Genomic DNA, 11,763 nt, shown 5'->3' with positions numbered 1-11,763 from the left:
TTTGATCAAGCTAATTAAATCATTATATTTTAGTGAGCGTTTTTTTTATGCGCTCTTTGGTATCGCTACGTTATTTCTTATTTCGTATTGGGCTAAACCTATTTACTCCTATGTTTGGTTAATCGTATTGGTTTTTATGGTCATTGTTCTTACAGAAATTATTGCGCTCTTTAAAACCAATAGTTTAATGGGAGACCGAATTTTAGCTGAAAAGTTTTCTAATAGTGATGAAAATGAAGTCGAAATTACCCTAAAAAATAAGTATAATTTTAAAACCGAAATTGAAGTTATTGATGAAATTCCTGTTCAATTTCAAAAAAGAGATTTTTTAAAGAAAATTTCAATTTCAGCAAAAGAAAAAACTTCATTTACCTATTTATTACGACCAGTAGAGCGTGGTATTTATACTTTTGGAAGTGTAAACTGTTTTGTGAAATTTGGTTTAAAATTAACTAAAAGAAGATTTAAATTCAATAAAGATCAAGTGGTAAAAGTTTACCCTTCTTTTATTCAAATGAAGAAATACGACTTTCTTGCTATGGATAGAAGAGTGAATATGGCCGGACTCAAAAAAGTGAGAAAAATTGGTCATACTATGGAATTTGAGCAGATTAGAGAATATGTTTTAGGTGATGATATAAGAACTATTAATTGGAAAGCCACTGCCAAGCATAGAGATTTAATGGTAAACCAATACCAAGATGAAAAATCTCAACCCATTTACTCACTTATTGATACCAGCCGAGTGATGAAAATGCCATTTGAAGGTTTAAAATTAGTAGACTATGCCATTAATAGTAGTTTAGCGTTTTCCAACATTGCACTTAAAAAAAATGACAAAGTTGGTTTATTAACCTTTTCTAATAAAATACAAAAATTCTTAGCTTCTTCGAGCAAAAAAACACATTTACAAACTATTCTAGAATCGCTTTATAGTGTAGATACTAAGTTTTTAGATAGTGATTTTGGCACCCTATATGCTTATACCAAAAGAAAAATTACCCAAAGAAGTATGCTCATGCTGTATACTAATTTTGAGCATATCTCCTCATTACAAAGACAGCTTCCTTATTTAAAGGCCCTGAACCGTAAACATTTGTTAGTAGTTGTTTTTTTTGAAAATACTGAATTAGAACAATTAATAGAAAAAGAGGCACAAAATATATTTGAAATAACCGAACAAAGTGTAGCAAGACAGTTTAAAAACGATAAGCAAATTATGGTGAATGAATTGCAACGCAACGGCATACAAACCGTTCTTACTTCTCCTAAAAATCTCACCATTAATACCATTAATAAATACTTAGAAGTAAAAGCTAGAGGTTTACTTTAAAAGTTTACAACTCATCTGCTTCATTTAACAGTTGAGAATCAATCAATTTATACTAAAGAATAGATAAGCTTTCTTTGCTTTATTAATAACCAATAAACATTAATAATATGAAAGCTATTTTAATTTGTTTAATGATTGCACTTGGAGAATTTGTAATTGCGCAAGAAACTACGAACCTAACCATTAAAGTTGAAAATATTTCTAACGATGAAGGACAACTTATGGTCGGTTTGTACACAGAAAATAACTTCTTAACTAAGAAACCTCCCTATTCGCAACAAGTGAAAATCAAAAATGGTAAAGCAACCATTATTTTTAACGATGTACCTGTAGGTGAATATGGTATTTGTTCTTTTCATGATGCCAATGCTAACCAGAAAATGGATTTTCAAGCTAATGGAATGCCAGTAGAAGATTATGGAATTTCTAATAATCCTATACTTTACGGGCCTCCAACTTGGGGTGATGCTAAATTTGAACTTACAGAAGGAAATCAAGAAATTACCATTCGGTTTTAATCATTTTTTTACTGTTAATTTTAAGTCGGCTGCTGATTAGCCGACTTTTTATTTCACAGTTTTTTAATAGATTAATTTGATAGTTGTCATATCTTTGTATCTAAAATACAAATAGTATGACGATTACACAGTTACATTATGTATTAGCCGTTGCTGAAAATCAGAATTTCACTAAAGCTGCACAAAAAGTATTTGTAACGCAACCTACCTTAAGTATGCAAATACAAAAGTTAGAAGATGAGTTAGAAGTGCAAATTTTTGACCGTAGCAAAAAGCCTATTGAACTGACCGAAGTTGGAAAAAAAATAGTTTTTCAAGCTAGAAATATTGTTAATGAAAGTGATCGTATTCAAGATATTGTAGATCAACAAAAAGGATTTATAGGTGGTGAATTTAGATTGGCAATTATCCCTACGATTATGCCTACATTATTACCTATGTTTCTAACCAACTTTATTAAAAAATACCCTAAAGTAAAACTTAAAATTGAAGAATTACATACGGAGGCCATTATAGAGAAATTAGAAGATGGGCATTTAGATGCAGCAATTGCAGCGACCCCTTTAGAACACGAAACTATTAAAGAACGAGTTCTCTATTATGAGCCCTTTGTTGCTTATACACCACCAGGCCACCGCTTATCAAAACAACAAAAAATAAAACCTGAAGAATTAGATGTTGATGATATTTTACTTTTAGAAGATGGACATTGCTTTAAAGAAAATATTCTAAACATTTGCAAGAGCAACAAAAATGCAGATCATTCTTCATTTCAATTGGAAAGCGGAAGTTTTGAAACCCTTATTAAACTTGCTAACGAAGGTTTAGGAATGACGCTTCTTCCCTATTTACATACCTTAGATTTGCCAGAAAAAGAAAACAATAACCTTAGAATGTTTGAAGAACCTTCACCAGCTAGAGAGGTGAGTTTAATTTTCAATAAAAGCGAATTAAAAATGCAAATTATAGATGCGCTGCAAGATATTATTTCTGGTGTAGTGCGTGGAGCAGTAGCGTTTCAGAATGTAAAAATTGTGAGTCCACTACAAAAATAATTTTCAATTTAATCCATAAAAAAAGCCGCTTTTTCAAGCGGCTTTTTAAGTTTTATCATAAGAGCGAATTACTTCACTTCTTCGTAATCTACATCATCAATATTATCACCATCAGCTTCAGGCTGACTTCCAGTAGCACCTTGTTGTGCGCCACCTTGGGCTCCTCCTGCTTGTTGTGCTTCAGCTTGAGCTTTATACATCTCTTCAGAAACAGATTTCCAAGTTTCATTTAACTTATCTAAAGCTGGAGTAATTTTCTCTAACTCTTTAGTTTCGTATGCTTTTTTCAATTCTTCTAAAGCATCTTCAACTGGTTTCTTCTTATCATCAGAAAGTTTATCTCCAAATTCTTTCAATTGCTTTTCAGTTTGGAAGATCATCGCATCAGCTTCGTTAAGTTTTTCAACTTTTTCTTTAGCTTCTTTATCTGCTTCAGCATTTGCTTCTGCTTCAGATTTCATTTTTTCGATTTCTTCCTCTGTTAATCCAGAAGAAGCTTCGATACGAATATCTTGTTTTTTACCAGTTGCTTTATCTTCAGCGCTTACTTTAATAATTCCGTTAGCATCAATATCAAAAGTTACTTCAATTTGTGGAGTACCTCTTTGTGCTGGTGGAATACCATCTAAGTGAAATCTACCAATCGTTTTGTTATCTGCTGCCATTGGACGCTCACCTTGCAAAACGTGAATTTCTACTGAAGGCTGGTTGTCTGCTGCGGTAGAGAAAACCTGAGATTTTTTAGTTGGGATTGTGGTGTTAGACTCAATTAATTTAGTGTTTACACCACCCATAGTTTCAATACCTAAAGAAAGTGGAGTTACATCTAATAAAAGAACGTCTTTTACATCACCAGTTAATACACCACCTTGAATAGCCGCACCTACAGATACAACTTCATCAGGGTTTACACCTTTACTTGGTTTCTTACCAAAAAAGCTCTCTACAGCTTCTTGTACTGCAGGAATACGTGTAGAACCACCTACTAAAATAATTTCATCAATATCACTCTTAGATAAACCAGCAGCTTTTAATGCTTTCTCACAAGGAGCGATTGTTCTTTTTACTAAATCTCCAATTAATTGCTCAAATTTAGATCTAGAAAAAGTTCTTACCAAGTGTTTTGGTCCGCTAGCGGTTGCTGTAACATAAGGTAAATTAATTTCTGTTGAAGTTGAAGAAGATAATTCAATCTTAGCCTTTTCAGCAGCTTCTTTTAAACGCTGAAGTGCCATAGGGTCTTTTCTTAGATCGATATCTTCATCTTTGATAAACTCTTCAGCTAACCAATCGATAATTGTTTCATCTACATCATCACCACCTAAGTGTGTATCACCATCTGTAGCTAATACTTCAAAGACTCCATCACCTAATTCTAAGATAGATACATCATGCGTACCACCACCAAAATCAAATACAACGATTTTTTGGTCTTGACCTTTTTTATCTAAACCGTAAGCTAAAGCCGCTGCAGTTGGTTCGTTAATAATTCTTCTTACTTTAAGACCAGCGATCTCACCAGCTTCTTTAGTTGCTTGACGCTGAGAATCGTTAAAATATGCAGGTACTGTAATTACAGCTTCTGTTACATCTTGACCTAAATAGTCTTCCGCAGTTTTCTTCATTTTCTGAAGGATCATTGCAGAAAGTTCTTGTGGAGTATATAAACGACCGTCAATGTCTACACGAGGAGTATCGTTATCACCTTTTACTACATTGTAAGCAACTCTACCTGCTTCTTTAGAAGACTCTGAGAATTTATTTCCCATAAATCTTTTAATAGAAGCAATTGTTTTTGTTGGATTGGTAACTGCTTGACGTTTTGCAGGATCCCCAACTTTAATTTCTCCTCCTTCTACAAATGCAATCACAGAAGGAGTTGTTCTTTTACCCTCAGCATTAGGCACTACAGTTGGCTCATTACCTTCCATCACAGAAACACAAGAGTTGGTAGTCCCTAAGTCTATACCAATTATTTTACTCATAATTATATTTTTAGTTTTTTTCAATTTTTTAAACTCGGTAACAAATAGTCAATCTTTATGCCACCAGAATTTTTATGACAGGTTGTCATTTTAGTTATTCAACATGTTATTAAATTGACACAGTTTTGGAATAATATCTTTAAAAATTGACAAATCTCCCAGTCATAAACTTTTAAAATGACTTTTGTTTTATAGCAACCAAATTTAATTTTGTTGAAAAATTTATCAATATTTAAATTCTAATTTATAGTTAGCTCAATTATTTCTGTCATCTTTGCGAATAATTCATTTTGGTTTAAAAAGATTTTTATGAAGAAAATTGAGTGTATTAGCGTTTTCGATATGCTTAAAATTGGAGTTGGCCCTTCAAGTTCGCATACATTAGGACCTTGGCGTGCTGGCCAACGTTGGATTGCCGAATTAAAAAAGAAAAACAATTTTAATTTAGTTGAAGAAATTAAAGTAGATCTCTACGGTTCGCTCTCGCTCACAGGTAAAGGGCACGCTACAGATATTGCTTCTATTTTAGGTCTATGTGGTTACGACCCTGTAACTATGGATTTAACTAAAATGGAACCTTTAATAGAATCGATTAAAGAAGAAAAGAAATTACTTTTTAACAGAGAGATTCTCGTAAATTTTGACCCGAAAACTCAGGTAGTTTTCAATAGAAAATTTTTAGATTTTCACCCTAACGGTATAAAATTTTCAGCGAAATTAAAAAATGGTAAAAAGACAAGCTCCTGTTTTTATTCTATAGGTGGCGGTTTTGTAGTGAAAAAAGAAAGAAAAAATGCCAAGAAGAAAATAGAAAATTTTGAACAATTTCCTTTTCCTACTGAAAAAGCTACAGAGCTTCTCGCTTACTGCAAAACTGAAAATAAAAAAATCTCTGAAATTGTTTTAGAAAACGAAAAATCGTTAAGAAATAAAGAAGAAATTGAGCAGGGTTTAAAAGATATCTGGCAGATCATGTTAGAATCAATGTATATAGGTTGTCATACAGAAGGTATTTTGCCTGGCGGTCTAAAAGTACAACGAAGAGCTTTTAACATGCATAAACGCTTAATAGACGAAGTAAAATACAATAATCCGCAGCAATGGCTAGAAGGAATTAGAAATACAGAAGTGAAATTTAGACAAATTCTAAAATGGGTAAGTTGTTACGCATTAAGTGTAAATGAAGTAAATGCATCTTTAGGACGTGTAGTTACAGCTCCCACCAATGGTAGCGCAGGAACTGTACCAGCGGTTTTAATGTATTACATGACTATCGAAAATCACGAAGCCAATTTTGATCACGTAAAACAATTTTTATTGGTTGCTGGAGAAATAGGAAGTCTCTTTAAAAAAGGAGCCACTATTTCTGCAGCCATGGGCGGTTGTCAAGCAGAAATTGGAGTCTCATCTGCCATGGCGGCTGGTGCTTTAACTGAATTATTAGGCGGAACCCCTGAACAAGTTTTAATGGCTAGTGAAATTGCCATGGAACATCATTTAGGGTTAACCTGCGATCCTATAGCCGGTTTGGTTCAAATACCATGTATCGAACGTAATGCTATGGGAGCCATAAAAGCTATTAATGCCGCAGAAATTGCTTTAGAGACAGATGCTTCCCAAGCAAAAGTCCCTTTAGATAAAGTTATTGAAACGATGTGGGATACCGCAAAAGATATGCATGCCAAATATAAAGAAACCTCTGAAGGCGGCTTAGCCGTTAGAGTAAGTTTATCTGATTGTTAATCAATATATCTAAAACAAATAATACACATAAGAGTTATTTATGTAATTAATTTTTATTTTTGAGCAAAATCAACTCATATGAAAATAAAAATTTTAATTATCAGTTTCTTAGTGTCTTTTTTTAATTCAACTAGTGAAAAAGAGTTTTCTTACGCTCTACCTAAATATTATAAATTAAAAAGTACACTATCATTAAAAATTGCTAACCAAAAGACTTTGCACTTAGCGGTTGCAAAAAATAAAAATTCTAGTGAATACAATTTAATTCCCTTCTTTATGAACAAAGAAGGGAAAGTAAATAAACTTTCCACCCTATCTTTTAAAGACGAACCAGAGTTGGTTTCTTTTCATATTGTAGGTAATCAACTAACGCTAATTAATTATCAAAATGATCAATTAATTATTGATGATCTAGCTGTGGATGGAACTTCTTCAAAACGAAAAATTATTGAAGATACTGATAAACCTAAAAACATTATTACTGAAGCTCACGAAACTCTTTTTTTAAAAAAAAATGAAAAAGAAAAAAATATTCAAGTGACTCGCGTTTCAAACTCAGAAAATATAAATGAATTAAATTTCAAGATTCCTTCTAATCTTGAAAATAGTTTTGATCGCATATTTGATTCGAAACTGCAAATTATTAATACGGAAGAATTTGTAAAAAACGGATCTATTTCTAATTTTCAAGCGTATTACAAAGACGATAAAATTAATCTTATTTTTAATGAAGATGAAAAAGATCAAAACATTAGTTTAATCGCTATTGACTTGCAAGGAGAGAATCATTTTAAATTAATGAATTTTAAAACTCCTGAAATGGAAAAGCTAAAAAATTCTAATTCATATTTTAAAAACAATAAATTATTTGTAATTAATTCTGGTAAGGATGATATTCAATTAAATGTTTTTAATGCTGAAAAAGAGAATTTATTAAAAAACCTTTCTTTAAAAAAGAATTTATCTCACTTAGCCAAAAACAAAGAGGATCTTGAAGATTTTATAGATAATGCTAGAAAATCTAAAAACAAACCAACTGTCACTATTAATGAGACTAAAAATGGAAAACTAGCTGTAAGAATGGATTATGTGAATAAAAATTCTTATCACTATTACGATTTTTGGTGGATGCAATGGCAATTTCACTGGCAAATGCAAATGCAGCATACGCAAATGATGAATCAAGTACCAAGAAGTTTTGGTCCTAATATTACTTCTTTAGAAATAGACGACTTATACTATAATGAGAAAGATCACTCTTACACTTTAATTTTAGATGAAAATTTAGAAATAGACAAACAAAAAAATAAATTTGAAACTATATATCCTATTATAGAAGAAGAAAAATATAAAAAGCGTATAGAAGAAATGGAGAAAAATCTTAAAATAGAAAATACAAGTTTAAGCTTTTTAAATACTACCTATCGATTGTTTTATTCTAATAAAAATGAAAATAAACTTTATATAAAAACATTCAACATAGATTAAATAATTCAACTAAAAAAGCCGCTGAAAATCAGCGGCTTTTTTATATTTAGAAATTATAAGATTACAATTCTTTATGATTTTTAACATTCTCATTAGTAATAGCATGTTTAAGGACATCGCTCATATCGCTTACATAATGAAAGGTAAGACCTTTTAAATAGGTCTCATTAATTTCTTCAATATCTTTTTTGTTCTCTTCACAAAGAATAATTTCTTTAATTTTTGCGCGTTTTGCAGCGAGTATTTTTTCTTTGATACCTCCTACGGGTAATACTTTACCTCTTAGCGTAATTTCACCAGTCATCGCTAAATTCTTTTTCACTTTCTTTTGAGTGAATAAAGAAACTAAAGAAGTAAGCATTGTAATACCAGCACTTGGTCCGTCTTTTGGCGTAGCTCCTTCTGGCACGTGAATATGAACGTTATACTTCTCTATTATTTCTGTTTTTATACCAAATTCTTCTGCATTAGATTTGATATATTCCATAGCGATAGTAGCAGACTCTTTCATTACTTTACCAAGGTTACCAGTAATGGTTAAATTACCTTTTCCTTTAGATAAAATAGATTCTATAAATAGAATATCTCCACCAACACTTGTCCAAGCCAAACCAGTAACTACACCGGCAACATCATTATTTTCATATTTATTAGACTCACGAGCAGGACCTAGTATTTTAAAAATATCTTCCGTAGAAATTTTCACGTCATATTCTTCTTCCATGGCAATATTCTTAGCCGCATATCTTACCACCTTGGCTAATTGTTTTTCTAAACCACGAACTCCAGATTCTCGTGTATATCCTTCAATTATTTTTTCTAATTGAGCTTTCCCTAGTTTAATATCTTTAGCGGTAACTCCGTGCTCTTTAATTTGTTTAGGTAACAAGTGTTTTTTTGCAATTTCTACTTTTTCTTCAATTGTATAGCCAGTCATATTAATAATTTCCATACGATCTCTTAAAGCTGGTTGTATGGTATTAAGACTGTTTGAAGTTGCAATAAACATTACTTTAGATAAATCGAAACCTAGCTCTAAAAAGTTATCATGAAACTCGCTATTTTGCTCAGGATCTAAAACTTCTAATAAAGCTGAAGAAGGATCTCCTTGGTGACTATTCCCCAATTTATCGATTTCATCTAAAACAAATACAGGATTACTAGTTCCTGCTTTCTTTAAACTCTGAATAATTCTACCTGGCATCGCACCAATATAAGTCTTACGATGACCTCTAATTTCTGCTTCGTCACGCAAACCTCCTAAAGATATTCTTACATACTCTCTACCTAAAGATTCTGCTATAGATTTCCCTAACGAAGTTTTACCAACTCCCGGAGGGCCGTATAAACAAAGTATAGGAGACTTCATATCATTACGGAGTTTAAGTACTGCTAAGTATTCTATTATTCTGCGCTTCACTTCTTCCAATCCGTAATGATCACGATCTAATATCTTTTGCGCTCTTTTTAAATCGAATTTATCTTTGCTAAATTTATTCCAAGGTAAATCTAAGAACAAATCTAAATAGTTACGCTGAATAGAATATTCAGCCACTTGCGGATTCATTCGTTGCATTTTAAATAATTCTTTATCAAAATGCTTCGAAATTGTTTTACTCCATTTTTTATTTTTAGCCCGCTTGCGCATATCTTCAATCTCTCCTTCATCAGACACACCCCCCAATTCTTCTTGAATGGTTTTTAATTGCTGATGAAGAAAATATTCACGTTGTTGCTGACTCATGTCACTTTGGACTTTCGATTGAATATTATTACGAAGTTCTAATTTTTGAAACTCCATATTCATAAACTTTAAAGTCGCTAAAGCCCTTTCTTTTAGATCTGCATTCTCAAGCAAATTTTGTTTTTCTTCTACAGATAAATTCATATTAGAAGAAATAAAATTAATTAAGAATGAATGACTCTCAATATTTTTTATTGCAAAAGAAGCTTCTGACGGAATAGTAGGACTATCTTTTATAATCTGAAGTGATAAATCTTTAATAGACTCTATAATTGCAGAAAATTCTTCATTTTCTGTCGTAGGTTTTGTTTCTGGAACAGATTCTACCGTTGCTTTAAAAAATGGTTCACTTACAACCATTTCATTAATTTTAAAACGTTTTTTACCTTGAATAATAACAGTAGTATTACCATCAGGCATTTTTAAAACTCTTAAAATTCTAGCCACAACGCCTAACTCGTGTAAATCTTCAGCATTAGGGTTTTCTACAGTGCTATCTTTCTGAGCAACTACACCAATAGTTTTATCTCCGTTATTTGCTTCATTAATTAGCTTTATTGAGGCATCTCTTCCAGCGGTAATTGGAATTACTACTCCAGGAAAAAGAACCGTGTTTTTTAAAGGTAAAATTGGTAAAACAGATGGCAGTTCTTCTCTATTAATTTCTTCTTCATCTTCAGGGGTCATTAACGGAATTAATTCCGCATCTTCATTAACGCCTTGCAATGACAAATTGTCTATATTAAAAAAATTTGATTTACTCATAAATGTATTTTGGTCAACTTGACAGGAATCACCATCAAGTATTGTATAATTTCGTTGATAATCTATTCAATTGAAGAACTTAAAGCTTCAACTACTAAGAGTCCAATTCCTGTGCCAAATAAATACGATGATATTTACTCTTTTGGTTTCATAGAAATCAATACCTCTAGGAATAAATATTTCTAATTATCCTCATAGAACCGAATTTATAGTGCAAGTTGTATATGAAGATATGTATTGAAAAAATTAATTTATAAACTTACATGTAAAAAATAGTTTATTAAAATTAACTATTAGATTTTAGATGATAACCTTAAGACATTTCCCCTTTAAGATTATTTATTAATTGCTCAAGTTCATCTAATTTATAGTTTCTATAAAATTCAATTAAACTAGTTTTCTGCTCGAAACGAGTATAGGTTTTAAATATAATAATTGTAAATGGTATACCATTACATCCTATTCGCTGTTGAAAAAATAAAGGTGATCCAAGTATATGAATAAATAATACTGAAGCTAAAAATAATAAAATTGGAAATATACATAGCAGAAAGAATAATGCCATTAAAAAATCGAAAACAGGCTTAATTAATTTTAAATACAATTTGAGGATAGGTATTTTAATCTCGCAGGATAAATATAATCAAATAATACGCACTATCGAATATATATTTTATTTGTCCACAAAAAATAACAAAAGTAGCTCTAATATATAGACTTATTCTCACATTTTAAAAATCGTGTATATAAAAAAACCCCTTCATCGATAAGATGAAGGGGTTTAAAAGAAGGCGGCGACATACTCTCCCACAATAAGCAGTACCATCTGCGCTAACGGGCTTAACTTCTCTGTTCGGAATGGGAAGAGGTGAGCCCCGTCGCTATAACCACCTTAAATTGTCAGTTTGATTTACCAAACTCTAATAAGTTAACATACAAAAAACAAAAATAAAGAACCATTGAATATAAGATAAAATCGATTAGGTAAGTTTCAGTCCCCGAACAAGTCGGGGACTATGCATAAGCAATACGGGTTATTAGTACTACTTGGCTATGACATTACTGCCTTTACACCTATAGCCTATCAACGTGATCGTCTCTCACGACCCTTAAAAGAAATCTCATCTTGTGG

Annotated in this window: 8 protein-coding genes and 2 rRNA genes; 5 read left to right on the top strand and 5 right to left on the bottom strand. The window is 31.6% G+C overall.

The window, feature by feature from the left end; genetic code table 11:
• The first annotated feature begins 1 nt into the window (after position 1).
• From KW502_RS01725 to KW502_RS01715, 3 genes are all read left to right on the top strand, one after another.
• The gene (locus tag KW502_RS01725) at positions 2–1,333 is read left to right on the top strand and encodes a DUF58 domain-containing protein (RefSeq protein WP_219038807.1); all 1,332 of its coding nucleotides are present in this window, start codon (positions 2–4) and stop codon (positions 1,331–1,333) included.
• A gap of 107 nt (positions 1,334–1,440) precedes the next feature.
• Complete coding sequence (locus tag KW502_RS01720; RefSeq protein WP_219038806.1) at positions 1,441–1,851, top strand: DUF2141 domain-containing protein; 411 nt, start codon at positions 1,441–1,443, stop codon at positions 1,849–1,851.
• Positions 1,852–1,967: 116 nt separating this feature from the next.
• Positions 1,968–2,906: a hydrogen peroxide-inducible genes activator gene (locus KW502_RS01715; RefSeq protein ID WP_219038805.1), complete on the top strand. Its 939-nt coding sequence runs from the start codon at positions 1,968–1,970 to the stop codon at positions 2,904–2,906.
• 68 nt (positions 2,907–2,974) lie between these two features.
• Here KW502_RS01715 and dnaK read toward each other — a convergent pair whose 3' ends face one another.
• Positions 2,975–4,891 carry a molecular chaperone DnaK gene (gene dnaK, locus KW502_RS01710; RefSeq protein ID WP_219038804.1) on the bottom strand — a complete coding sequence of 639 codons (1,917 nt, stop codon included), beginning with the start codon at positions 4,889–4,891 and terminating at the stop codon, positions 2,975–2,977.
• A gap of 309 nt (positions 4,892–5,200) precedes the next feature.
• Between dnaK and KW502_RS01705 the strand changes: the two genes are divergently transcribed.
• Together KW502_RS01705 and KW502_RS01700 are read left to right on the top strand one after the other, a co-directional pair.
• The gene (locus KW502_RS01705) at positions 5,201–6,634 is read left to right on the top strand and encodes an L-serine ammonia-lyase (RefSeq protein WP_219038803.1); all 1,434 of its coding nucleotides are present in this window, start codon (positions 5,201–5,203) and stop codon (positions 6,632–6,634) included.
• Positions 6,635–6,712: 78 nt separating this feature from the next.
• Entirely contained in the window at positions 6,713–8,122 is a 1,410-nt protein-coding gene (locus tag KW502_RS01700) for a hypothetical protein (RefSeq protein ID WP_219038802.1), read from the top strand.
• A 61-nt stretch (positions 8,123–8,183) separates the two neighbouring features.
• Here KW502_RS01700 and lon read toward each other — a convergent pair whose 3' ends face one another.
• From lon to KW502_RS01680, 4 genes are all read right to left on the bottom strand, one after another.
• A complete protein-coding gene (lon, locus tag KW502_RS01695; protein ID WP_219038801.1) occupies positions 8,184–10,631 on the bottom strand; it encodes an endopeptidase La in 2,448 nt (815 codons plus the stop codon).
• Between the two features lie 313 nt (positions 10,632–10,944).
• The gene (locus KW502_RS15575; RefSeq protein WP_219038800.1) at positions 10,945–11,235 is read right to left on the bottom strand and encodes a sugar transferase; all 291 of its coding nucleotides are present in this window, start codon (positions 11,233–11,235) and stop codon (positions 10,945–10,947) included.
• 182 nt (positions 11,236–11,417) lie between these two features.
• Positions 11,418–11,526, bottom strand: a 5S ribosomal RNA gene (gene rrf, locus KW502_RS01685).
• Positions 11,527–11,647: 121 nt separating this feature from the next.
• Positions 11,648–11,763 (bottom strand): 23S ribosomal RNA (locus tag KW502_RS01680); the annotation flags it as partial.

Source organism: Mesonia aestuariivivens (assembly GCF_019311235.1).
In the GTDB taxonomy this organism is placed as follows: Bacteria; Bacteroidota; Bacteroidia; order Flavobacteriales; family Flavobacteriaceae; genus Mesonia; species Mesonia aestuariivivens.
Note: the sequence above shows the minus strand (reverse complement) of the source record. Positions and strands in the feature narration are given on the sequence as shown.